A 26,186-nucleotide genomic window follows, 5' to 3' on the forward strand; every position below is an offset into this window, starting at 1 on the left:
GAAAAAAGGGGAACATTTATTCGTTTTTTGCTTGGCAAATAAACGAAAAGCATGTATGATGGAAATAGATTAATAAAGGAGGGCGACGTTTTGAGTGATAAAAAACAAGCTTTAGATATGGCATTAAAACAAATAGAAAAGCAATTCGGCAAAGGTTCTATCATGAAATTGGGGGAACAGGCTGAACAAAAAGTAGCAACCATACCTAGCGGCTCCTTAGCGTTAGATGTTGCACTTGGAATTGGCGGGTACCCAAAAGGCCGAGTTGTTGAAATATACGGTCCAGAATCATCCGGTAAAACAACAGTAGCTTTGCATGCAATTGCTGAAGCACAACGCCAGGGGGGACAAGCGGCATTTATTGATGCAGAGCATGCGCTTGATCCTACATATGCTCGTGCTTTAGGTGTGAATATTGAAGAGCTTCTGCTTTCTCAGCCTGATACTGGAGAACAAGCACTTGAAATTGCGGAAGCACTAGTTCGGAGTGGTGCGGTTGATATTATAGTTGTAGATTCGGTGGCTGCTCTTGTTCCGAAAGCGGAGATCGAAGGAGAAATGGGAGACTCCCATGTTGGTTTACAAGCTCGTTTAATGTCCCAAGCATTACGTAAATTATCAGGTGCCATTAACAAGTCAAAATCTACAGCTATTTTCATTAACCAAATTCGGGAAAAAGTCGGTGTCATGTTCGGAAATCCTGAAACAACTCCAGGTGGACGAGCTCTTAAGTTCTACTCTTCTGTAAGACTTGAAGTACGCCGCGCAGAAGCAATAAAGCAGGGCAACGATATGGTCGGGAACAAAACAAGAATTAAAGTTGTCAAAAATAAAGTTGCTCCTCCGTTTAAACAAGCAGAGGTTGATATTATGTATGGAGAAGGCATCTCTAAAGAGGGAGAAATCCTTGACATGGGATCGGACTTGGATATCGTTCAAAAAAGTGGTGCTTGGTATTCGTATAATGGAGAACGGCTTGGACAAGGACGGGAAAATGCAAAGCAGTTTTTAAAAGAAAACCAAGAGATAATGGCAGAAATTCATACAGCAATCAGAGAGCATCATCATTTAGATGACGAACCGAAAGAAAAAGAAGAAGATACTGTTGAAGCGTTTAGTCAAGAAAGCTTAGATGTTTAAAATGAAATCTCTTGCTATTCTAGCAGGGGATTTTTTGTTCTTGTCTAAAAAATTATATTCGTTTCTACCTTGTGGATCACTTTTAGCATATCGTCTAGCTTAAGCACTTGCGTGACTAGCAAACTTCGATCTCCTTTCTAGGTAAGTTAACATCAGCTCGAATCTAAAGGAAGGCCGACGAAAAGCGGGCTTGCCTCAGGTGTCGGGCATACTCCTGTTGCAGGGATATGTTTCTTTTGTCCTGCATTTAAAGATTCATCCGTTTTATGCTTTATTGTCACCCCCAAAAAATTAATCAACTTTCTCAATACAAAAAAAGTAGCCTGTTTTCTTTGTATTTTGTTGGTAAATTGTACCATTTATCATGTAAATCAGTAATTAAGTTGTGACGTTTCCTTGACATTCTTATCAGACACAATTAAAATTAAATTTGTATAAATTTATCATTTTCATGATATAATTTATGTTTATTCAACGCATTAAAAATTTTACATGCCGACAATAATTGATGTACAACTTTATAGCAAGAGGAGGTGAAATCATGGACAGTCTTATGCTCATCTCCATTTTGCTTGTAATCCTAATCGTCGGTATTGTTGTTGGTTATCTGATTCGTAGGTCTATTGCTGAAGCAAAAATTTCTAGTGCAGAAACATTAGCAAAACAAATTGTTGATGAGGCACGTCGGAATGCTGAAGCTTCAAAGAAAGAGGCACTTCTTGAAGCAAAGGATGAAATTCATAAACTTCGACAGCAAACAGAGGACGAGCTTCGTGAACGACGTGGTGAGGTTCAGAAGCAAGAGAATCGTCTGATGCAAAAAGAAGAAAATTTAGACAGAAAAAGTGAATCATTAGATAAGCGAGAGCTTATGTTGGAACAAAGAGAACAGTCTTTAACAGACAAACAACAACAAATTGAAGAAATGGAAAGCAAAGTGGAAGCTATTTTACAAGAGCAGCAAACGGAGCTTGAACGCATTTCAGGATATACAATAGACCAAGCTAAGCAAATTATTTTGGAACGAGTGGAAAAAGAGGTTGCACATGATGCTGCTTTAATCATTAAAGAGGCTGAAAATCGTGCAAAAGAAGAAGCTGATAAAAAGGCGAAGAACATTCTATCTTTAGCATTACAGCGTTGTGCTGCTGACCACGTTGCTGAAACAACAGTGTCTGTTGTAAACCTTCCAAATGACGAAATGAAGGGACGTATCATTGGTCGGGAAGGTCGTAATATTAGAACACTTGAAACCTTAACAGGAATTGACTTAATTATTGATGATACACCGGAAGCAGTTATATTATCTGGGTTTGACCCAATTCGTAGAGAGGTAGCTCGTCTAGCATTAGAAAAGTTGGTTCAGGATGGACGGATTCACCCTGCGCGAATCGAAGAAATGGTAGATAAAGCTAGACGTGATGTTGATGATTATATACGTGAGATTGGAGAAGAGACAACATTTGAAGTGGGTGTGCACGGATTACACCCAGATTTAATCAAAATTTTAGGTCGGTTAAAATATCGTACAAGCTATGGACAGAATGTTTTAAAACACTCAACTGAAGTAGCTTACTTAGCTGGTTTACTTGCTGCTGAACTTGGTGAAGATGAAATGCTTGCAAGAAGAGCTGGACTGCTTCATGATATCGGAAAAGCAGTTGATCATGAAGTAGAAGGTAGTCATGTAGAGATTGGTAAAGAGCTCGCAATAAAGTACAAAGAGCATGAAGTTGTTATAAATTCTATTGCTTCACACCATGGCGATGAAGAACCTACTTCGATTATCTCTGTACTTGTAGCAGCTGCAGATGCCCTATCTGCAGCAAGACCTGGAGCAAGAAGTGAGACATTGGAGAATTATATTAAACGATTAGAAAAATTAGAAGAGATCTCTGAATCGTTCGTTGGTGTAGAAAAGTCTTTTGCTATTCAAGCTGGAAGGGAAATTCGAATTATGGTAAAACCAGATGAAATTGATGATGTGGAATCGGTAAGAATTGCACGAGATATTCGCAAACGAATTGAAAGCGAGCTGGACTATCCAGGTCATATAAAAGTGACTGTAATTCGAGAAACACGTGCTGTCGAATATGCAAAATAAAAAGTGGTCCGTTGACCGCTTTTTATTTTGCTTTAAAAAAGGGGCTCTATACTGAATGTGGCGGTTTCTATTATTCCGACAAGGTTTATAATAAACCAAAAAACACACGCCTTTCCCTCTTTTTTGTTAGCCTTAAGTTGTGGAAGAAAAGTAAAAAAGAGGGAAAACGCACAATCATAGAGTAGGGATTAATGTTAAACATGTAGAGGTATGGAATATAGAAAAGGTTTCAATCATGGTTGATAGAACTTCATATCAAAGTTAAAAAACAAAATTGCTCATTCTGTAAGAAACGAACCAAGCAGATTCATAGCTAACGAACAGTCTATTTAGAGGCTAATCTTATCCAAAACAGCTGTAAAAATACTAAAAAAAGGTGGAATCGTGCTGCCAAAGTGAATGAGCCCACGGCTGATAGGTATATTCCACTACTACATTGGACAAAGAACTGTTGTTAAAGATGATAGATGTACATAGCAATTTGACCAGTGATATAGGAGTGTTGGCAAAATGAATTTTCATTAAAAATTATATACTATCGTTTACATAGCTAGAAGCAGCTATTAGCATTGTTAACTGGCTTTTTTTATAGAGCCATAACCGTAATGGAATTGAAAAAAATGGTTTTTATTTTTGACATTTATTGCTTGTTATGAAAAACTGAAGATATGAAGAAAGATAGGATGAGTATAAGATGAAAATATTATTTATTGGCGATATTGTTGGATCTCCCGGTAGAAACATGCTTGAAATCTATTTACCCAAGCTAAAAGAAAAGTATCGCCCAAACCTTACCATTGCTAATGGGGAAAATGCTGCAGCAGGGAAGGGAATCACAGAGAAAATTTACAAACAACTGCTAGAGTGGGGTATACAGGTTATTACAATGGGAAATCATACATGGGATAAAAAAGAAATATATGATTTTTTTCCAGATGCTAAAAATATGATCCGTCCAGCAAATTTCCCAAATAATAATCCCGGTAAAGGAATTGTCTATATTAATATAAATGGAGTAGAAGTTGCAGTGGTTAATTTACAGGGGAGGACTTTCTTACCTCCAAGTGATGACCCTTTTGTGAAAGCAGATACACTAATTGAAGAAGCGAAACAGCGAACCAACATTATCTTTGTCGATTTTCATGGAGAGGCTACAAGTGAAAAACAAGCATTTGGTTGGTATGTAGATGGCAGGGTAAGTGCTGTAGTCGGTACCCACACCCACACTCAAACCGCAGATGAACGGATTTTACCCAAAGGGACTGCATATATAACAGATGTAGGCATGACAGGTCCGTATGATGGTATTTTAGGCGTTGAAAGGGAAGCAGTAATTCAACGTTTCCTAACATCTATGCCAGTTCGTTTTGAAGTCCCTAAAAAGGGAAGAACGCAATTGAATGGGTGTTTTGTAAATATTGATCCAAAGAGCGGAAAAGCAATTAAGATTGAACGAATCTTAATTAATGAGGACCACCCATTTTTGGATTAAAAATTTTTACCAACAGAAGTAGAATTGAAAGGCTTTACAGATTTATTAATTGAATGTTAAGAATTATTAATGCATAATAAAGGTAATAAGCTATCATCTCCACGAATATAGTAACATTAGGACTATAATAGTTAAATGAAGGAGGTACTAGTAATGGAAGTATTAAAAGTGTCAGCAAAATCAAATCCAAATTCAGTAGCAGGTGCACTTGCAAATGTGTTAAGAGAACGTGGCTCAGCAGAAATTCAAGCCATTGGCGCTGGTGCATTAAACCAGGCGGTGAAGGCAGTAGCAATTGCACGAGGATTTGTTGCACCTAGTGGCGTAGACCTCATTTGTATACCAGCTTTTACAGATATTTTAATTGATGATGAAGAACGTACAGCGATTAAATTAATTGTAGAGCCTAGATAAGAATTAATTTCATTTAAAATAAAGTGTTGCGCCTATGCGTAGCACTATTTTTATTGTCTAGGAATTACAAAATTTGTATAACGTTTTAGCAACATTTAGCGCTAGCCCTCGGGTCATTTCCCTTCGAAAGCAACCTAACCGTAGTTCCAGCACTTGTCGAAGCTGACCAAGGCACTTGCGCTATTGTTTTGGAAACTTCGTAGTTTGTCGAGTCACTTCTCATAAATAGTTTATAAAAGAGGCAAGCAGGATGAAGTTATTCTTGTGAGTTTAAATAAATCCTATTAGACAACCACTTTAGTTTTTGTTGTTTAATTTGGATGAAGCCTTTATAATAAACTAATGGATACTAAAGCTTGTTTATCCTATCCAGAGTTAAAAAACGTGATAGACCCCTAATTTTTTATAGTTAGGACCGGATGAGTCTTATTAGATGAAGAAAGATAAAAATTTTAGCACAGAATCATTCGATGTTGCAGTGAGGTTTTTTAAAGTTTTACGAATACGTGCAACTAGGTGGTAAGTGCATTAAGGTTTGATGCCAGCCAAGTTTTCTTTAATTAAAGAAAGGAGTTTTCAAATGAACGAACAACAACGTAAAGAGCAATCACAAATTAAGCAAGTCAATAATCCAACGGACGTAAAATCCGCAGTGGATAATATAAAACGGATCAAAAATACTTCTAGTGATGAAATGATTGCCAAATACTTTAAAACCACATTTGAACCGCCAAATATAAATAAAGCGCGAAAACGAGGCCGTGATGAGGTAAAGGTGCATTATGATTTTGCTATTCCAGAAGATATGCATAACATCGGTAAAGGCAAAAAGTTTCTAATTCGTACGTATGGATGCCAAATGAATGAGCATGATACCGAAGTGATGGCAGGCATTCTAACAGAGATGGGATATGAATCAACTATAGAGACAGATGAAGCTGATATTATTCTACTCAATACATGTGCTATTCGTGAAAACGCTGAAAATAAAGTGTTTGGTGAAATCGGACATTTGAAGCCATTAAAGTTGGAAAAACCGGACCTTATTCTTGGCGTATGCGGATGTATGTCTCAACAAGAGTCAGTTGTTAACCGCATCTTAAAGAAACATCAACATGTCGATTTAATCTTTGGTACCCATAATATTCATCGGTTACCGCAGCTGATTAAAGAAGCGATGTTTGGTAAAGAAAAAATCGTTGAAGTGTGGTCCAAAGAAGGCGATGTAATTGAGAACTTACCAAAGGTTCGCAAAGGAAAAATTAAAGCATGGGTAAATATTATGTATGGATGTGATAAATTCTGTACGTATTGCATTGTTCCTATGACACGTGGAAAAGAGAGAAGCCGTCTTCCAGAGGATATTATTCAAGAAGTTCGCCACCTGGCGGCACAAGGCTATAAAGAGATTACGTTATTAGGACAAAATGTAAATGCGTATGGAAAAGACTTTACCAATCGGACATACGGTCTTGGCGATCTAATGGACGAACTCCGTAAAATTGATATTCCAAGAATTCGGTTTACCACTTCGCATCCGAGAGATTTTGATGATCATTTAATAGAAGTGCTTGCTAAAGGTGGAAATTTACTTGACCATATCCATTTGCCAGTTCAATCCGGAAGTAATGAGATTTTAAAAAAGATGAATCGCAAATATACAAGAGAATCCTACTTAGAACTGGTACGTAAAATCCGTAAGGCAATGCCAAATGCGACATTAACAACGGATATTATTGTCGGATTCCCAAATGAAACGGAAGAACAGTTTGAGGAAACGCTTAGCCTAGTAGAAGAGGTCGGGTTTGAAGCTGCATACACATTTATTTATTCACCACGTGAAGGGACACCTGCAGCTAGGAAAAAAGATAATGTATCTGAAGAGGTAAAGAAACAACGTTTATATCGTTTAAATGAATTAGTAAATACGCAATCTGCTGCTTCAATGAAAAACTATCAGGATAAAGTAGTGAAGGTACTTGTTGAGGGAGAAAGTAAAAAAGATCCAAACATATTAGCTGGCTATACAGAAAGGAATAAGCTAGTTAACTTTAAAGGACCAAAATCAGCAATTGGGCAAATTGTTGATGTCAAAATAACAGAGACAAAAACATGGTCCTTAAGTGGTGTTATGGTAGAAAATACAGTTGGGGTGGAATAACATGGCAGAATATACACGTAAGCAGGTGCTTGACGAAGCAAAAAAAATAGCGGTTATGCTTGCCAATACCGAAGAAATCGAGCGCTTTAAGCAAGTAGAAGCAAAAATTAATGAAAATAAAAAAGTACAGAGTTTAATTACTAAGATTAAAGCATTACAAAAACAAGCTGTAAACTTACAAGCTTACGGAAAAAAAGAAGCATTAAAAAAAGTAGAAGAACAACTCGATATTTTTCAAAAAGAAATTGACGCTATTCCAGTTGTTCAGGAATTTAAAGAGACACAAGTTCTCGTTAATGATGTATTGCAGTTAATCACTGGAACGATTGCAAGAGAAGTTACGAATCATATTATTGAATCAACAGGTGGAAACGTATTGACTGGTGAAACTGGATCAAAACTAAGAAGTAAATCCGGATCCGGTTGCAGCCATTAATAAAAACGGGCAGGGAATCGCTTTAGTTCCTGTCCGTTATTTCATGTTAAGAATAGACGAAATTTCGTGTAATAGTTGATTTAGACGTCCGTTTTTTTGTATGAGGGCTACTAGGAATTTTTTTAGCTACGAGTTTTCTGTAATAATCAAAAACGAAGCCTGTTATGGACATTATATATCACTCGCTTTAGCAACTTCACTATATTCCTTTTCCTCTTTTCCAAAATAGCTATGCACTTTAGGTATTTGTCTTGCATAAAATGACTATGAAAAAAGAGGAGGTAAAGGTAATCATGACTTTTTTAGATAAAGAGTATCGAGAGATTATAACAAAAGCGGTATGTGGTAAAGGTCGTAAGTTTTCGCAGGCAACCCATTCCATCTCGCCATCACATAAACCTTCTAGCATTTTAGGATGCTGGGTAATTAACCATTTATACAATGCCAAGAAGAAATCCAAAGACACAGTAGAAATCGTTGGCAGCTATGATGTTAATATTTGGTATTCATACAACGATAATACAAAAACGGAGGCAATAACGGAAAGAGTAACATACAGTGAAAAGGTTCCGCTTTCTGTTAAAGATGAGAATTGCCTAAGTGATGACTTTGATGTCATTGCCAAAGTTATTCAGCAGCCTAATTGCTTGAATTGTACAATTGAAAATAAAGGTCATAAGATTGCGGTAGAAATTGAACGGGAGTTTAGTGTACAGATTATTGGTGATACAAAAATAGCAGTCCGTGTTGATCCAAAGCGTGAGCATGTTGATGATGATGATGATGAAGTCTGGGATGTAGAACTAACAGATGATGAATTGGAAGATGTGAAACCGGATTTTGTTAATCAAGACTGATGAAATTACGAGGAATGTTGTTCCTCGTAATTTTTTCATTTGTTTATGAACGGAAAACCGTTTCTATATGGTGGATATCTTTTATGAAAACAGCTTCGTCGTTTAGCTTATACACTCAGCGACTAGCAAACTTCGATCTGCTTTCTATGATAAGTCAATATCAGCTCGAATCTAAAGGAAGGCCGACTAAAAGAGCCTTGCCGCGGGAGTCGGAATACTCCTATTTTAGAGATATGTTTTCTTTATCTCGCATGTGAGGCCCGTACTTATCGCATTTGAAAAATCCGCCTATTATTTTGCAAAACTTTAAGAGGAAAAAGGCACCTAAATGCCCGATTGGTTCAAAGGCCTTTAGGTCATACCCTCGCGGTACTAATATTTCGTGTAAAAAGCGTTCCACGAAATGAAGTTTCTCTTTATCTTGTCAGAAGTTCTACAGTTTGTATGTCGCTAAAACACACACTTCTAATTTTTGTTTTGTTCCAAATTGGATTAATCGAATGAAAATACGATTGTATGCTATAATAGCATAAGAATATTTGGGCTTTTTGGAGGATAAAATATGGCAAAACATACACCAATGATGGAACAATATTTAAGAATAAAAGCAGAGCATAAAGATGCCTTTCTCTTTTTTCGTTTAGGTGATTTTTATGAACTGTTTTACGATGATGCTATTCAAGCAGCTAGAGAATTAGAGATTACGTTAACAAAGCGGGATTCAGGAAAGGCAAAGCCAATTCCAATGTGTGGTGTTCCATATCATTCTGCGGATAATTACATAAAAATTTTGATTGATAAAGGCTATAAAGTAGCAATTTGTGAGCAAGTTGAGGATCCAAAGACTGCTAAAGGTGTCGTAAAACGAGAAGTCATCCAGTTAATAACACCTGGTACGGTAATGGAAAAGAATATGTTAAATGAGAAGGAGAATAATTATATTGCTAGTCTTTCTCATTTTGATTCCAGTTATGTGCTAGTATATAGTGATTTATCCACTGGAGAAAACCAAATTGCGGTCTTTGAACATGGTTGGGATAGCGTAATTCATGAATTATACAATCAACCGATTAAAGAAGTTGTTGTATCCTCTCAATTGCCTGAGGAATTACAAAAACAATTAAAAATGCGACTACAAGTTACGCTTTCCTATCAAGATGAAGTAAACTTTAATGGGGAATACCGTCACTTATGCGAAAACTTACATGATGAACGGCTATTAACTGCATTTAGCAGATTATTAAATTATATTCAGCATACACAAAAGCGTTCACTTGATCATATGCAACAAGCAAAAATTATTGAACTTAAAAACTATCTATCGTTAGACATGTTTTCTAAGCGCAATCTAGAGCTTACTGAAACATTAATAAAAAAAGAACGTTATGGCAGCTTGCTTTGGGTGCTCGATAAAACGGTAACTGCGATGGGAGCGCGGATGTTAAAAAAGTGGCTGGAGCGGCCATTATTGAATCCGACCCAAATGGAAGAAAGGCTGGAGGTTGTTGATGGATTTTATCGGCAATTTATGGAACGAGATGTATTAAGAGAAACATTAAAATCAGTTTATGATTTGGAACGTCTCGCCGGTAGGGTTGCTTTTGGAAATGTCAATGCACGCGACCTTCAGCAATTAAAAAAATCATTACAAAAAATACCAGAAATTAGAGTGTTATTACAGCAATTTGCCCAAAAAGAAATTCAACAATTAGCAGATCAATTTCAAGTATCTCCTGAGATTGTTGATTTACTTGAAGCAAGCATCGCTGATGATCCACCTCTTTCGATCAAAGAAGGAGATATCATTAAAGATGGTTATAATGAACAATTAGATACATATCGCGATGCTTCAAGAAATGGAAAGCAGTGGATTGCAGAGCTTGAACAAAAGGAAAAGCAGGAGACAAATATTAAATCCTTAAAAATTGGCTATAATCGAGTATTTGGTTATTATATCGAAGTTACTAAAGCAAACTTGCATTTGCTTCCTGAAGGACGATACGAACGAAAACAGACATTAACGAATGCCGAAAGATTTGTTACACCAGAGTTGAAGGAGAAAGAACAACTCATTTTAGAAGCAGAAGAAAAAAGTGTTGAATTAGAGTATCAATTATTTATTGAAATTCGCGATCGCATTAAAGAATATATTCCAGAGTTACAACGATTGGCAGAAGAAGTAAGTTATGTTGATGTATTACAAGGATTTGCTACCGTAAGTGAAGCAAACAATTATGTTCGTCCTACATTTGACGAAGAACATCTTTTTATTAAGCAAAGCAGGCATCCGGTCATTGAGCAAGTGATGGATGATGGATCATTTGTACCAAATGACATTGAACTTGATCATAATAAACATATTTTGCTTATTACAGGTCCAAATATGTCTGGAAAAAGCACGTATATGCGCCAGTTAGCGTTAACTGTAATTATGGGACAAATTGGCTGCTTCGTACCGTGCGAATCAGCACAACTTCTTGTTTTTGACCAAATTTTCACGAGAATTGGAGCAGCAGATGACTTAGTTGCAGGACAAAGTACGTTCATGGTAGAAATGTTAGAAGCAAATCATGCAATTACAAATGCAACCGATAGAAGTCTTATTTTGTTTGATGAAATCGGTAGGGGAACAAGTACGTATGATGGAATGGCTTTAGCACAAGCAATTATTGAATATATTCACAACCATATTCATGCTAAGACGCTTTTTTCAACGCATTACCATGAACTTACAGATTTGGAGAAAACCTTGCCAAATTTAAGAAATATTCATGTTCGTGCAGAAGAACATGAAGGAAATGTCGTTTTTCTCCATCAAATTAAAGAAGGGCCTGCTGATCAAAGCTATGGTATCCATGTTGCTAAATTAGCGGATTTACCACAGACCTTAATTTCAAGAGCCGGGAAAATTTTAGCAGAATTAGAAGGAAAAGAGCAGAAAAATAAACAACAGGAAGTAGCAGCTACGACAGAACAAACGGCTCAACTCTCCTTTTTCGTTGAAGATTCGAAAGAAAAGAAAGAACCAAGCACTTCCAAACTGGAAGCAATCGTTGTAAAGGAATTAAAAGAATTAGACCTGTTTGGCATGACACCGATAGATGCAATGAATGAACTCTATCGTTTGCAAAAGAAGGCTCGTAAAAGTTAGATGAAATAGTAGAATGACAAGTCAGCAATTTGTGAGAACCAAAAGGTAAAAGTGCCTTAATCAGCCCTGATAAGTGCTGGAACTCCAATAGAGGAGACTGCCTACAAGGGGCTAGTCACTTTCGTGTGCATAAGCTAGACAAAGCACTTTCAAGATAACCGCATGTAAAAAAACGAAGATGGTTTCTTAGATACTGAAAAATGGACTTTCTCGCCTTTTATCATTGTTGATTTAAATGCGCAAGGAATTTACCGGTTGCTGTGGGGACTCGCGCTCTTGTTCCATATTTATCCCGCATGTAAGGTGCCGTAAGACTTCCATTTCAAAATCTTGAGTTGATACAAGAGGTCTAAGTGTGAGAAAACGGCACCTAAATGCCTGATTCGTTCAAGGGCCTTTAGGTCATACCCTTGTGGTACTAACATTCCGTGTAAAAAGCGTTCCACGGAATGAAGTTTCACTCTACACCATAGGAAAGTATAAAATTTTAGGGTTTATAGTATAAGAAAAAACTACAGCTTTCGCTAAAGACTTGGCGAGAAGCCAAGTTTTTTCCAGTTTTTAGAAGGAAGGGATGTTTGCATGAAAATAATTCAGATGCCAGATGCGCTCGCCAATAAAATCGCAGCTGGGGAAGTTGTAGAGCGACCGGCTTCTGTAGTAAAGGAACTTGTTGAGAACAGCATCGATGCAAACAGTACATGGATAAAAATTGATATTAAGGAAGCAGGCCTTGAGGAAATCAAGGTGACAGATAATGGAGAAGGAATGTCCGAAGAAGATTGCGAAACCGCTTTTTTACGCCATGCCACGAGTAAAATTAAAAGTGAAACAGATTTATTCCATGTCCATACGCTGGGATTCCGTGGGGAGGCACTTGCTAGTATTGCTTCTGTAAGTAAAGTAACGATACAAACTTCAACTGGTGAAGAAGCAGGAACTTATTTAGCTCTGGAAGGAGGAAAAGTAACCGAAAAAAAGAAGGCATCAGCAAGAAAGGGCTCCGAAATTACGGTAACCGATTTATTTTATAATACGCCTGCTCGTTTAAAATATATGAAGACCATTCATACCGAGCTTGGTCATATTACTGACTTAATCAACCGGCTGGCTTTATCCCATCCAGAAGTGCGCTTTGAAGTAACACATAATGGAAGGGGGATTTTTCGAACAGCCGGAACCGGAGATTTATTACAGGTTATTTCTCAAGTTTATGGTATGAATGTAGCCAGGCAGATGCTTGATGTTAAACATGAAACGCTTGATTTTAGTATCGAAGGGTATATTGCGAAGCCGGAAGTGACGAGAGCTTCGAGAAATTACATCTCGACAATTATAAATGGGCGATATATTAAAAGCATTCCTTTAAATAAAGCGATCATTCAAGCGTATCATACATTACTTCCAATTGGCCGTTCACCCATTGTTGTCTTATTGATTCAAATGGACCCGATTTTAGTCGATGTTAATGTTCATCCAACGAAACTGGAAGTACGTTTTAGTAAAGAGAAAGAACTGTTTCAAGCAATTGAACTAGCCATAAAAAGTCGCTTTAAAGAGATTTCTTTAATTCCCGAAATGGAGCAGAAACCTTTACCTAAAGTAAAGACGGTTCAACATAGCATGGATTTTAGTAAACCAACATCACAACTAAGAAATAATGATCATTGGCAACAGACGATATATGAACCGACTACATCCTCTTCTTTTATGGATAAGAAGATAGAAGAGCATATAACAGCGACAGAACAAGAACCGTACTTATCCGAACCTGTTATAGAACAAGAGCAATATACAGCGAGTAACGATGAAGTTAAAATCGACGAGACAATTCATGAAACGAGACCGGAAGAACCACGCGTCCCAATTATGTATCCAATTGGGCAGCTGCAAGGAACGTATATTTTAGCGCAAAACGAAAATGGTTTATACATGATTGATCAACATGCGGCACAAGAACGAGTGAAGTATGAGTTCTTCAAGAAAAAACTAGGGGCGCCAATCAATGAACTGCAGGAATTATTAATTCCATTAACATTTGAATTTTCCAAGCAGGAATCTATTTGGATTGAACAGTATAAAGAAGAACTAAAACAAGCAGGAATCTTTTTTGAATCATTCGGTCACCAAACATATATTGTTCGTTCACACCCAAATTGGTTTCCAACCGGATATGAGGAAGATATTATCCGGGAAATGGTCGAACAAATAATGAGTGAGGAAAAAATAGATGTTGAAAAAATTCGTGAAGAAGCAGCAATTTTAATGTCTTGCAAGCGGTCAATAAAGGCAAATCATTATTTAAATCAAGACGAAATGTTTCAACTGCTTGAACACTTGCGACAGACCGAAGATCCATTCACTTGTCCGCATGGCAGACCAATTATTGTTCACTTTTCCACGTATGAATTGAAGAAAATGTTTAAACGAGTGATGTAACTATGTATAAAAATAACCACATCTTTCCAATACTAAGAAAAAATAGAGAAGGTGTGTGCTATGGAAAATCAAACACTTGTAAATTTTTTAAATCAACTCCTTTCTAATCAATTTGTATTGTATGTAAAATTACATCGTTATCACTGGTTTATTCAAGGGAAAAACTTCTTTGTATTACACAAACAATTTGAAGACATGTATGACCAAATAGCTCAAGATTTAGATGAAGTTGCTGAGCGAATTTTAATGATTAATGGAAAACCATTAGCAACAATGGTGAAATATATTAAAGAGGCGACGTTAGAAGAGGCTTCTGCTGATGATAAAGAACATGAAATCATTCAACAACTAGTTTCAGACCTTCAGCAAATGGTATCGGAAATTCAAGATCAAGGTTTACCAGAAGCAAGCCGTCTACATGACAGTCCAACAGAGGATTTACTTATAGGTATACAGGGAAATCTGGAAAAATATATTTGGATGCTTAGAGCTTATTTACAAGATAAATAATGCAGTAGAATTAGGGGAATACGAATGAAAAATAAAGTCATTGCAATAGTGGGCCCTACCGCTGTAGGTAAAACAAAATTAAGTATAGAAGTAGCCAAACGATATAGCGGTGAAATTATTAGTGGGGACTCTATGCAGGTTTATAGAGGAATGGATATTGGTACTGCGAAAATAGCGAAAGAAGAAATGCAAGGGATTCCTCATTATATGATTGATATAAAAGATCCCGATGAACCTTTTTCTGTTGCCGATTTTCAGCAGTACGTTACCCATTATATTGATATCATTACAAAAAAAAATAAGCCTCCCATTCTTGTTGGTGGCAGTGGTTTATATGTTCAAGCAGCGCTTTATAGTTATCATTTTCCAACGTACAAACGTGATGAAAAAGTAGTTGAAAAATTAGAAAATGAGATAGCCGCTTTTGGGATTGAACCGCTATATAAGAGATTACAGGAAATTGATCCTAAGCAGGCGGCTAAAATTCATCCAAATAACCATCGGCGTGTTGTTAGAGCTTTAGAAATTTACGAGACAACAGGAAAAAGAATGTCAGATTTTCAACAACAGGTGAAGGAATCACCGTATGATGTAAAATTAATTGGGCTTGAAATGCAAAGAGATGAATTATATAGACGAATTAACCATCGAGTTGACATGATGATGGAACGTGGTCTTATTAATGAGGTTGAAAAATTATATCAAAAAGGTTATACTCATGAACAATCCATGCAGGCGATTGGCTATAAAGAGTTTATTCCTTATTTGAAGGGAGAAAAAACGTTAGAGGAAGCGGTCGAAACGCTAAAACAAAATTCACGTCGCTATGCTAAAAGACAATATACTTGGTTTCGTAATAAAATGGATGTCGTTTGGTATGACGTTTCAAATGGGGCAATTAATGAAAAATTTAGAAAAATTTTAGACGATCTTGCAGGATTTTTGCATAGCTAGGTCGAACTAGATATAGTAGATAGATATGAGGAGGAAGTATAATGGCGCAAACCGTGAATATTCAAGACCAATATTTAAATCAACTTAGGAAGAACCGCATTGCAGTAACTGTTTTTCTAACCAATGGCTTTCAACTTCGAGGAGTTATCAAAGGATTTGATAATTTTACTGTTTTAATTGAATCCGATGGAAAGCAGCAATTAATTTTTAAACATGCGATTTCTACCTTTTCCCCGGCTAAAAACGTTGAATTGGAAAAGGAATAATATAAAAACCGGGTGCAGAAATGCATCCGGTTTTTGATCATGTAGGAAATTATATCCACTTCTGCATGATGCCTTTTTTAAAAGAGTGTTGTTTAGCTTAAAGTGCCATACTGTAGCAAACTGTCTAAGACAAGCCAACATGGACTCCTAACACTGTCGTCGTTTTCTTTTTTCCCGAATATAAGGTTCGTTATTTCTTCGTATTATTCTCTACAACTCTTGAATCAGGAGTCCCACAGCACCTTAGATGCGGAATAAAATTCTTTTTTACACTATAGGAATAGGAAAGTATAAAACTTTTATAGTTTTTCTAAAAGTTACCTAGGCAAATGTCACACCTTTTTGTTTTAGACGTATACTAAAACTAACTGAGGGGTGATGACATGGAAACGCAAATGATAAGAAACCGAAATGGGCAAGTGAATATTATTTTAAAGGAGAAAAGCAGCACGCATTTACCCTCTCCACGCTTACAAGGTGCAAAAAAGAAAAATCCGTTTCTCGAAATTGATCAGGCGTTTTCTTCATTTATCGGTATGAAGGAATTAAAAGAGCGAATCAAGGAAATTTACGCTACTGTTATTATAAACAAGAAAAGAAAAGAACTTGGATTAATGAACCATCAACAAGTCTTGCATATGCTATTTAAAGGAAACCCAGGTACAGGCAAAACGACGGTTGCCAGGAAGCTTGCTAAATTATATTATGATATGGAACTGTTGTCAAAAGGGCATTTTATTGAAGCAGAACGTGCAGACTTAGTCGGAGAATACATTGGTCAAACCGCTCAGAAAACGAGGGCACTTGTACAAAAGGCACAAGGTGGGGTGCTGTTTGTTGATGAAGCATACTCACTGGCTCGAGGTGGAGAAAAAGATTTTGGCAAAGAAGCGATTGATACATTAGTAAAGCAGATGGAGGATCATCAGCATGACTTTGTATTAATCCTTGCCGGATACCCTTATGAAATGGAGCGGTTTTTAACGTTAAATCCTGGTTTAGAATCAAGATTTCCATTTATTTTGGAATTCCAGGATTATGGTGCAACACAATTACTTAAAATCGCCAAGAGAATGGCTACCGAACGTGAATACCAGCTAACCAAAGATGCAGAATTAGAATTAAAAACGCATTTATTGAGAAAAACAAGAGAATATAACCGTAATTTTTCTAATGCCCGTTATGTTCGTAATATAATTGAAGGTGCCATTCGTACGCATGCCGTCAGATTATTAGAAAATGAACATTTTACGACAGACGATCTCATTTATTTAACTGCAAAAGATCTACAATTAAAACCATTTTAATCATTGGAGCGATCATTTATTTCCTTTGTACTTTTCTTGATGGATAAACTTTGGTGTATTTTTTATTATTTGATATGATAGATAGGAGAAGCTTGTATACGAGAATAGCCAAGAGAAAAGAAAGAGGTTCTGTTTGTGTCAAAAGAAAGAATTCTTATTATTGCTGTCAAACAGCCATCGCAGGATCAAGACCAATTCGACTCATCACTAGCTGAACTACAATCTTTAAGTGATACAGCAGGTGGAAAAGTCATCCATATCGTTACACAAAAGCGGGATAAGATTCATCCTGCTACATATATTGGTTCAGGAAAAATAGAAGATATAAAATCGTTGATTAAAGAAAGTGCAATTGATTTAGTTATCTCTAACGATGAGTTATCTCCTGGTCAGTTACGAAATCTAGGGAGCTTCTTTGGTGTACGCATTATTGATCGAAGCCAATTGATTTTAGATATTTTCGCACAACGTGCCCGTACAAAAGAGGGGAAGCTGCAAGTAGAACTTGCACAGCTTGAATATATGCTGCCGAGATTGCGAGGACAAGGTATTGAGCTGTCACGTCTTGGTGGAGGTATTGGAACGAGAGGGCCCGGAGAAACAAAATTAGAGACAGATCAACGCCATATTCGGAGACGAATACATGATATTAAACAGCGACTACATACAGTCGTAAAGCAAAGAGAGCAATATCGCAAGCGGCGTAAGACGAATGATGTATTTCAAATAGCTATTGTTGGCTATACGAATGCAGGTAAATCGACGCTCTTTAATCGGCTAACCAATAGTAATTCTTTGGAAGAAGATCAATTATTTGCTACCCTTGATCCTCTGACAAGGCAAATCCAGCTTCCATCAGGGATGCAGGTGCTACTTACAGATACAGTTGGTTTTCTACAAGATTTACCAACTTCATTAATCGCAGCTTTTAAATCTACTTTGGAAGAGGTCACGGAAGCCGATTTTCTTATTCATATGGTTGATGGATCACATCCGAATCTAAATAAGCAACAGGATACGGTATTAGAATTGTTAAAAGAGTTGAATGCGCATACGATTCCAATGCTTACCGTTTATAATAAAAAAGATCTTATCAAACAGGATGTTATTCCAATTAATCATCCTCACCTATTTATTAGCGCTTATGAAGCAGCTGATATTAATCGCGTCCTAACGACGATAGAACATCTATTAAAAAAAGAATGGGAATACTATGCGGTTTCGCTACCGCCGGATCAAGGCAAACTGTTACAGCAATTGGAACGAAATACAATTATTGAGAAAAAACAATTTGATGAAATTAGACAAGTATATGAAGTAAAAGGATATATGCGAAATGAGATTCCGTTAAATCGGTTATTAGAGGAGTAACAGAAATAAAATGGTAGAACAGTTAGCAAAACAAGCAGAAAAAGATTGTAAAGAACAGCATGAAGAAATAAATCGAATGGTTGAAGTTAATCAAAAACGGGTATTAGATGCGTTTCGTCAACATCGAGTAAGCGATAGTCATTTTCATTCGACCAGCGGTTATGGGTATGACGATCTGGGCCGTGAAGTATTAGAAAAAATTTATGCAACGGTTTTTGGCGGTGAAGACGCTCTTGTTCGACCGCAAATCGTTTCAGGAACTCATGCTATTACAACTGCCTTATTTGGGGTGCTTCGTCCTGGTGATGAGTTGATTTATATTACGGGAAAACCTTATGATACCTTAGAAGAAGTTATTGGAATACGGGGGAGCAATGCTGGCTCTTTACGCGATTTTCAAGTTGATTATCAGCATGTGGATCTATTGGAAAATGGTGGAATTAATTTTCCTGCTGTCAAACAAGCAATAACGGAAAAAACAAAAGTAATCGGCATTCAGCGCTCAAAAGGTTATGATGATCGACCTTCTTTTACGATCGAAGAAATAAAGGAAATGATCCAATTTGTCAAATCCATTAATCCGCATTTAATTGTATTTGTGGATAATTGTTATGGCGAATTCGCTGAGGTACAAGAACCGCCACATGTAAGTGCTGACTTAGTCGCTGGTTCGTTAATTAAAAACCCTGGTGGAGGATTAGTGCGAGCAGGTGGTTATATTGTTGGTAAAGAAGCATTGATTTTGCAGTGTGCAAACAGATTAACTGCTCCAGGACTGGGAAAAGAAAGTGGCGCTACTTTCAATGTTCTGCAAGAAATGTATCAAGGCTTCTTTCTTGCTCCACATGTAGTTGGCGAAGCGTTAAAGGGAGCTATTTTCACGGCTCGATTTATGGAATTGGCTGGCTATATATCTTCACCAAAGTTTAATGAAAACAGAACTGATTTAATTCAATCGGTAACATTTAATAATAAAGAAGAGATGATAACTTTTTGTCAAGCCATTCAGGAAAATTCACCTGTCAACTCCTATGTTAAGCCTTATCCAAGCGAAATGCCTGGATATGAGGATGAAGTAATCATGGCTGCTGGTACATTTATCCAAGGTGCTAGTATTGAATTATCTGCAGACGGACCATTGCGCCCGCCGTATATTGCCTTTGTTCAAGGTGGATTAACATATGCCCATGTTAAGATAGCGCTAATCGAGTCATTAAGAAAATTACAAATAAAGTGAAACTTCATTCCGTAGAACGCTTTTTACACGGCATGTTCGTTAAACGAATCGGGCATTTACTTGCAGTTAGATCCTCCCACCTAACCTCCTAGTTCTTTCCTCGTAGCAGGAAGTGGAGGTCTTACTGCAAGTTACATGCGGGATAAATGGTTTGTAATGGAATAGTTAAGGGAAGTAATAAAAGAGCGGGAAGGTGGCGACCTCTAAAAGTTAGACTTATCATTCTAACTTTCGGGGGGTTGGTACTGTGATAACGCTCTTTTTTACTTTTCTATTAAGCAAACCATATCCTTTATGGTAATATATTCATAGCTACGTGAAAACTTAAATTTGGGAAAATGCGTGTAAGAAAACCTAACATGTAATTGACATGTTAGAATACATAACATATAATGAAAAAGAATTATTTTTTAGGGGGTCATGAATTGAATGATAAGGATCGTCGTTCGATGCCTTTATTTGCCATAGGTATTGTGATGAAGTTAACGGAATTAACAGCAAGGCAAATAAGGTATTATGAGGAGCACGGTTTAATTCACCCAGAAAGAACAAGTGGTAATCAACGTTTATTTTCGTTTAATGATGTGGATCGTTTGCTAGAAATCAAAGATTACTTGGATAAAGGTCTCAATATTGCTGGTATTAAGTTGCTTTTAGAAGAAGATAATACTAAGCAAAAAAATGATAAAAAAGTTTCAGAATCATCCAATCTATCTGATAGAGAATTGCGTGAAATTTTAAGGAATGAATTGAAAGATCCAAGCTTTCACATAAAAACAAATTTACGGCAAGGAGAACTTTCCAGGTTTTTCATTAACTTTTAGTTTTTAAATAGGAAAACAAATGGGAATCTTCAACTATTTGTTTTCCTATTTCAAATAAAAAATATTTATAGGAGGACAATTTATGGGACAAGGTTATACGAGAGAAGATGTGGTAAGACGGATTAAGGAGGAAAATGTGCGATTCATTCGTCTGCAATTTACAGATATGCTAGGCACGATCAAAAATGTAGAAATTCCTCTGAGCCAATTAGACAAAGCGTTAGATAATAAAATGATGTTTGATGGTTCATCCATTGAAGGCTTTGTTCGTATCGAGGAATCAGATATGTATTTATATCCTGATTTAGACACATTTGTTGTATTCCCATGGACATCGGATAAAGGTAAGGTTGCTCGCTTCATTTGTGACATCTATAAAACCGATGGAACACCGTTTGAAGGAGATCCACGTTATAATTTAAAAAGAAACTTGAAGAAAATGCAAGAACTTGGATTTGATGCGTTTAATATTGGAACAGAGCCTGAATTTTTCCTTTTTAAACTAGATGATAAAGGCGAACCATCTTTAGAGTTAAATGATCATGGCGGTTATTTTGACCTTGCCCCAACGGATTTAGGAGAGAATTGCCGTAGAGACATTGTATTAGAACTAGAAGAAATGGGCTTTGAAATTGAAGCTTCTCATCATGAAGTGGCTCCTGGACAGCATGAAATTGACTTTAAATATTCTGATGCCGTGAAGCATGCTGATGATATTCAAACATTTAAATTGGTTGTAAAAACAATAGCAAGAAAGCATAATTTGCACGCTACATTTATGCCTAAACCATTATTCGGAGTAAACGGATCTGGAATGCATGTAAATATGTCCTTATTTAAAAATGGTGAAAATGCTTTTTATGATAAAAATGGCGAGATGGGATTAAGTAAAACAGCTTTTCAATTTATTTCTGGTATTATTAAGCATGCAAGCAGTTTTACAGCAATTACTAATCCAACCGTTAACTCATATAAACGATTAGTTCCCGGCTATGAGGCACCTAGCTACATTGCTTGGTCAGGTGCAAACCGAAGCTGTTTGATGCGTATTCCTAATTCTCGTGGTATTAGTACTCGTGTTGAAGCGCGCAGTGTCGATCCATCAGCTAATCCTTACTTAGCATTAGCTGCTCTATTAGCCGCTGGTTTAGATGGGATAGAAAATAAATTGACTCCGCCTCCTGCAGTCGACCGAAACATTTATGTGATGACGAAAGAAGAACGTGAAGAAAATGGCGTTCATGATCTTCCTAGTACATTAGCGGATGCATTAGAGAAATTAAAGAAAAGTGATGTGATCATTAATTCATTAGGCGATCACTTATTTGAACATTTTATAGAAGCTAAAGAAATCGAATGGGAAATGTTCAAAACACAAGTCCACCCTTGGGAAAGAGAACAATATTTGAGAATGTATTAAAGCTTGATACAGAAGGGCTTTGTTGTGTGGGCGAAACGTTTAATTAAACCTAGTTACTCGTTTCATTCACGGAACACCCACAAAAATATACAAAAAATATTTGCTGTTTAAAATACTGTTCAGATAATTTCAAACTGAGCAGTATTTTTCTGATCCATTTTTGGTGAATATAATTTTGGTATGAAGAAAATAGCAAATTTACATTTATTGCGTTACGCTCCTCTTACTTAATAATATTAAAAGACTTGTTCCTTAGCTTAGGTAAAATCGACTTTGCGGTTTTGGAAAATTGGAATATAATAAGAAATAGGATACTTTTATTTGTCAATAGGAACAAATTGACGTTCCGTTACGTATCGAATCGAACGGAACTGGTTTTACACGAATATTTAAAGTCTATGAATGTTCGGATTGTCCGTTAGGTTCCCGATGTACCAAAGCGAAAGAAGGGAATCATCGAAAAATACACGATGTTGAAAATGGGAACAACAAAAAGAATCTACTAGTCAACAGCTTTCAAAAAAGGACTGGAGAAATCTAAGCAAGCGTAAAATTGACGCGGAACCAGTCTTCAGATTTCTAAAGGCTAATTTGCGTTTCACTTAAATAAAAAGAAAGAAAAATGAACTAGGATTTGCGTTCATGGCGGTGAACTTACGGAATACACCGGCAAACACCTAATTCATTTATAGATAAATAACGACAACAATCCAACAAAAAATGGTTCCAATCATCAGTTTTTGATGTTTGGAACCATTCTTCATTATTCTCGGCTAGTTATGTCCCAACCCCATCCTTTACTTTAGATTATTGAAATTGTCGGAGGAGGAACTATGATGGATATTCAAGTCTCGCATGTCAGTAAAAGTTTTGATAAAAAGAAAGTCATAAAAGATATTACGTTCACAATTCCGACAGGTGAAATTTGTTGTTTACTTGGGCCTTTTGGTTCGGGAAAAACAACATTAATTCGCCTGATGATTGGCGCAATTATTTCAATTTGCAGACGTGCAAATGCCAAATATGAACATGTTAAAAAAGGTAGGATATATGCCGCAGAATAATGCGTTATATAACGATCTATCTGCAGAAGCCGTTTTACATTTTTTGGAGGGCTTTACCATATTGATAAACGTAAATTAGAAAATCGCATCGATGAAGTACTAGCTATAGTTGGTTTAACAGAGCATCGAAGAAAATTGGTGGCAAATATTTCTGGCGGTATGAAAAAGCGGCTTTCGCTTGCGACTGCCATTTTACATTCTCCTAAAATATTGTTCTTAGATGAACCGACAGTTGGAATCGACCCCGTTTTACGTCGTACTATTTGGGACCATTGTTCTTTATTCCATTTTTGTCCTGCAATTAATTAAGTTCCCGGGGAACATTGGTTGGATGTTGCTCGCGATGGTTTTATTAGCCGTGACAGCCGTTTTATTTGGTGCCACGATTTCCATTTTTGCTAGTTCAGAACTGCAAGTGGTACAAATGATCCCGTTTACCATCATTCCACAAGTGTTTTTTTCAGGGTTGATTCCCTTAGACTTGATTCCTTATCATCTCGGAAATTTGAGTTATATTATGCCTATTTATTACGGAGCAGCAGCAATCAAAGGTGTCATGGTTTATGGTGATGGTTTCTTTCAAATCTGGGGTTATCTTATCGGCCTAATCGCTTATTCATTTCTGCTATACCTAATAAACGCACAAGCATTGAAAAAATTCAGGAAACTTTAGTCTTGCTAAGTATTACAAACGATAAAAACTTGCCCAACTATCACTTTAATATGAACCTTAATAGACTTTATGAGAAAAATGTACTTAAATTAAAATAACGCAATTTAGTGGAACAAGTCCATCTAAAAAGTCGAATCCTCAGCGTAAGAGAATTCGACGTTTTTATGTAAAAGTAAGCTTAGCGTACAAAATTTCGAAATGTTTCCTTGTATTCTTATAACCAAAAATTTAAATAACCTATTAACGTGATTGTTCATAGCCCTCTAGTAATCATAATCTACTTCTTATGTTTAATACCTTGCTTCTGGCTTAGTTCAATGTTTTTCTATTTATTACACTATACATAATACGGAAAATAGGCTATTGTTGTCATATATAAAACAACACTTTTAGTTATTAAAGAGCCTATATTACTTCTGAAATAAAAGTGCTATTTTTTATCTTCAATCAAGATTTACTATTCCGAAAATTTACTGTTTCATTGATATTCATTAACTCAATTGATATATTGGCTATTATGTAAGGTTTTTAGTTTAGTGTAGAAGGGGGTAATTATGTGAGATTTTGGATGGGTTTATCATTCGCTGTTGCCTTTGAAGTAATAGCTGTAATTTTTTTAAGCTATTCCTACGGTCTAACTAAATTGCTCCCAAGTATCATTGCAATCACTTTTTATTTTATCTCCATATTATTATATATGTGGATTACCAGGGGTAAGGAAGTAGGAGTAGTAGGTGCTTTATTTGCAGGGCTTGGGACAGTAATAATCCTTTTAGTTGGATACTTAGCATTTAATGAAAAAATATCCACACTGAAATTAATAGGTGTTGTTCTAATTTTGGCAGGGGTTGCTAGCCTAAGTCGTAAACCTAAACCTAAACCTAAAGGAACAGGAGTGATTCAGTGATGGGCATAGTTATATTGTTGATTTCAACAATATGTGCTGTAACAGGTCATATCTTCGTAAAAAAATCCGAAGGGATGACGAACATAAAGTACACCGTTTTTGCTTTGCTTTCATTTTTTGCGGCGATTATTTTGTTATCTATAGCCATAAAATACATGAATATGGGTATAGCTTTTGCAATATGGTCAGGTCTATCTATTGTATTTAATAATTTATTTAACATTATTGTATACAAAGAAGAGTTTACATTTCGTAAGTTAAAAGGCTTAACTTTAATTGTTATAGGAGTAATTATTTTAGAAGCCTTTTAATTGTATTAGGGAAATAGTTTTTCCATATGTCAGTATAGCTATTAAACTATGTTGGCATATGTTTTGCTCTTTTAACACAATTTTCTGTCAATTAATATATAACTAAACAATTTATATATAATTATACTATATATATTTATTAAGTAAATGTCAATAATATATTCAGAGTTGTTAAAAAGGTGATCGATAGATTAGTTATTAAAAACAAGGTCAAGGCTAGCGGATTTCGGGGAAATTCCGGAGTTCTCGTTCTTTAAACATGTGTATCAATTTGCTTAAAAAGGTTTGTGAGAAAATAAAGAAATGATTTAAAAGATTTTTATAATTTATTTTATACCATTTTTCATAACTTATTCTAACGCTTACCTTATCTATAATAAGATGTAGTCGAAATGGAGGATTCATATGGAAGAGATACGTATATTCAGTTTTTTGTATTCATTTTAAGTGTTTGTAGCAAAGTCCTTGTTTAGAAGATATGAAGAAAAATTAAAACAGATAGAAGAAATATAGGATAAATATCGAAATATTTGTTTTATCTTATGCTTTTAGTGATTACAATACAACGTGAACTATTAATTTATTATTTTTGCTAATAATCTAATTCAAAAACATCGGTTCGAATCAAAAGGAAGGCCGACTAAAAGCGGCTAGCTGCTTTTTAGTCGGCATACCCCTGTTGCAGGGGCATGTTTTCTTTATCTTAGCAGAAGTTAGAAGTTCTCCAGTTGTGCGTGGTTAACCCGAGTTCTTGCTTATTCAGGACTTGGGTTGATCTACTCCTTCATGAAGAAGAATTTCATGGAATAAAGCTTATTCTTTACAAACAAAGTTTTTCTTTTATTGGAAAGTAACTAATTATTCGAGATCAAAATAATTGTATGTATAAGCTGGAATAAGATTATTGTGGTGTGGAGTACAAGCTCTTTGTCTTTTTGATATTAATAAAATATTTACAGGGGCAGTGGATTATTTCCACTCTCTTATAAACTGCTTGATTAACTGAAAAAACAATACATTTATTTTTTGGTTTGACCGTTCACGACGACGAACAGCGTTAGGAAATTCAGTATTATTTCTCTCACGCTCTTGTTTAATTCAAAATTTTTATGCATAAGAAAGAAATTGCTTTCATTTTATCGTATTAT

At 36.1% G+C, this 26,186-nt stretch carries 22 protein-coding genes and 1 pseudogene; all 23 read left to right on the top strand.

The window, feature by feature from the left end; all coding sequences use genetic code 11:
- Positions 1-90: 90 nt before the first annotated feature.
- On the top strand, positions 91-1,140 hold the full coding sequence (recA, locus tag BN1066_RS16215) for a recombinase RecA (RefSeq protein ID WP_077320486.1): 1,050 nt from the start codon (positions 91-93) through the stop codon (positions 1,138-1,140).
- Positions 1,141-1,681: 541 nt separating this feature from the next.
- The gene (rny, locus tag BN1066_RS16225) at positions 1,682-3,244 is read left to right on the top strand and encodes a ribonuclease Y (RefSeq protein ID WP_077320488.1); all 1,563 of its coding nucleotides are present in this window, start codon (positions 1,682-1,684) and stop codon (positions 3,242-3,244) included.
- A gap of 694 nt (positions 3,245-3,938) precedes the next feature.
- Positions 3,939-4,736, top strand: coding sequence for a TIGR00282 family metallophosphoesterase (locus BN1066_RS16230; RefSeq protein ID WP_077320489.1), 798 nt, complete (start codon positions 3,939-3,941; stop codon positions 4,734-4,736).
- Positions 4,737-4,889: 153 nt separating this feature from the next.
- Positions 4,890-5,150, top strand: coding sequence for a stage V sporulation protein S (locus BN1066_RS16235; RefSeq protein WP_021291504.1), 261 nt, complete (start codon positions 4,890-4,892; stop codon positions 5,148-5,150).
- Positions 5,151-5,730: 580 nt separating this feature from the next.
- Positions 5,731-7,311, top strand: coding sequence for a tRNA (N6-isopentenyl adenosine(37)-C2)-methylthiotransferase MiaB (gene miaB / locus BN1066_RS16240; RefSeq protein WP_077320490.1), 1,581 nt, complete (start codon positions 5,731-5,733; stop codon positions 7,309-7,311).
- Position 7,312: 1 nt separating this feature from the next.
- Positions 7,313-7,747, top strand: a complete 435-nt coding sequence (locus tag BN1066_RS16245; RefSeq protein WP_077320491.1) for a YlbF/YmcA family competence regulator — start codon at positions 7,313-7,315, stop codon at positions 7,745-7,747.
- Positions 7,748-8,040: 293 nt separating this feature from the next.
- Positions 8,041-8,604, top strand: a complete 564-nt coding sequence (gene cotE, locus BN1066_RS16250; protein ID WP_077320492.1) for an outer spore coat protein CotE — start codon at positions 8,041-8,043, stop codon at positions 8,602-8,604.
- Between the two features lie 562 nt (positions 8,605-9,166).
- The gene (gene mutS / locus BN1066_RS16255) at positions 9,167-11,755 is read left to right on the top strand and encodes a DNA mismatch repair protein MutS (protein WP_077320493.1); all 2,589 of its coding nucleotides are present in this window, start codon (positions 9,167-9,169) and stop codon (positions 11,753-11,755) included.
- A 582-nt stretch (positions 11,756-12,337) separates the two neighbouring features.
- Complete coding sequence (gene mutL, locus BN1066_RS16260) at positions 12,338-14,194, top strand: DNA mismatch repair endonuclease MutL (protein WP_077320494.1); 1,857 nt, start codon at positions 12,338-12,340, stop codon at positions 14,192-14,194.
- Positions 14,195-14,254: 60 nt separating this feature from the next.
- On the top strand, positions 14,255-14,704 hold the full coding sequence (locus BN1066_RS16265) for a Dps family protein (protein ID WP_077320495.1): 450 nt from the start codon (positions 14,255-14,257) through the stop codon (positions 14,702-14,704).
- A 24-nt stretch (positions 14,705-14,728) separates the two neighbouring features.
- Entirely contained in the window at positions 14,729-15,658 is a 930-nt protein-coding gene (gene miaA, locus BN1066_RS16270; RefSeq protein ID WP_077320496.1) for a tRNA (adenosine(37)-N6)-dimethylallyltransferase MiaA, read from the top strand.
- A gap of 41 nt (positions 15,659-15,699) precedes the next feature.
- The gene (hfq, locus tag BN1066_RS16275; RefSeq protein WP_077320497.1) at positions 15,700-15,924 is read left to right on the top strand and encodes an RNA chaperone Hfq; all 225 of its coding nucleotides are present in this window, start codon (positions 15,700-15,702) and stop codon (positions 15,922-15,924) included.
- A 383-nt stretch (positions 15,925-16,307) separates the two neighbouring features.
- On the top strand, positions 16,308-17,231 hold the full coding sequence (locus BN1066_RS16280; RefSeq protein ID WP_077320498.1) for an AAA family ATPase: 924 nt from the start codon (positions 16,308-16,310) through the stop codon (positions 17,229-17,231).
- A gap of 135 nt (positions 17,232-17,366) precedes the next feature.
- Entirely contained in the window at positions 17,367-18,602 is a 1,236-nt protein-coding gene (gene hflX, locus BN1066_RS16285; protein ID WP_077320499.1) for a GTPase HflX, read from the top strand.
- Positions 18,603-18,612: 10 nt separating this feature from the next.
- The gene (locus tag BN1066_RS16290; protein ID WP_077320500.1) at positions 18,613-19,839 is read left to right on the top strand and encodes a methionine gamma-lyase family protein; all 1,227 of its coding nucleotides are present in this window, start codon (positions 18,613-18,615) and stop codon (positions 19,837-19,839) included.
- Positions 19,840-20,264: 425 nt separating this feature from the next.
- A complete protein-coding gene (locus tag BN1066_RS16295; protein ID WP_077320501.1) occupies positions 20,265-20,663 on the top strand; it encodes a MerR family transcriptional regulator in 399 nt (132 codons plus the stop codon).
- 82 nt (positions 20,664-20,745) lie between these two features.
- On the top strand, positions 20,746-22,083 hold the full coding sequence (gene glnA / locus BN1066_RS16300; protein ID WP_077320502.1) for a type I glutamate--ammonia ligase: 1,338 nt from the start codon (positions 20,746-20,748) through the stop codon (positions 22,081-22,083).
- 326 nt (positions 22,084-22,409) lie between these two features.
- Positions 22,410-22,764, top strand: a pseudogene (locus tag BN1066_RS20910) (transposase); the annotation flags it as partial.
- 155 nt (positions 22,765-22,919) lie between these two features.
- On the top strand, positions 22,920-23,147 hold the full coding sequence (locus BN1066_RS20915) for an ATP-binding cassette domain-containing protein (protein ID WP_245799813.1): 228 nt from the start codon (positions 22,920-22,922) through the stop codon (positions 23,145-23,147).
- A 60-nt stretch (positions 23,148-23,207) separates the two neighbouring features.
- Positions 23,208-23,456, top strand: a complete 249-nt coding sequence (locus BN1066_RS20920) for an ATP-binding cassette domain-containing protein (RefSeq protein WP_425445299.1) — start codon at positions 23,208-23,210, stop codon at positions 23,454-23,456.
- Positions 23,368-23,820: an ABC transporter permease gene (locus tag BN1066_RS16310; RefSeq protein ID WP_077320503.1), complete on the top strand. Its 453-nt coding sequence runs from the start codon at positions 23,368-23,370 to the stop codon at positions 23,818-23,820. Before BN1066_RS20920 ends, BN1066_RS16310 begins: the two co-directional genes overlap by 89 nt.
- Before the next feature lie 556 nt (positions 23,821-24,376).
- On the top strand, positions 24,377-24,727 hold the full coding sequence (locus BN1066_RS16315; RefSeq protein ID WP_077320504.1) for a DMT family transporter: 351 nt from the start codon (positions 24,377-24,379) through the stop codon (positions 24,725-24,727).
- A complete protein-coding gene (locus BN1066_RS16320) occupies positions 24,727-25,038 on the top strand; it encodes a DMT family transporter (RefSeq protein WP_077320505.1) in 312 nt (103 codons plus the stop codon). The genes BN1066_RS16315 and BN1066_RS16320 overlap by 1 nt, the downstream gene beginning before the upstream one ends.
- The last annotated feature ends 1,148 nt before the right edge of the window (positions 25,039-26,186 follow it).

It is taken from the genome of Virgibacillus proomii (assembly GCF_900162615.1).
Classification (GTDB): domain Bacteria; phylum Bacillota; class Bacilli; order Bacillales; family Amphibacillaceae; genus Virgibacillus; species Virgibacillus proomii.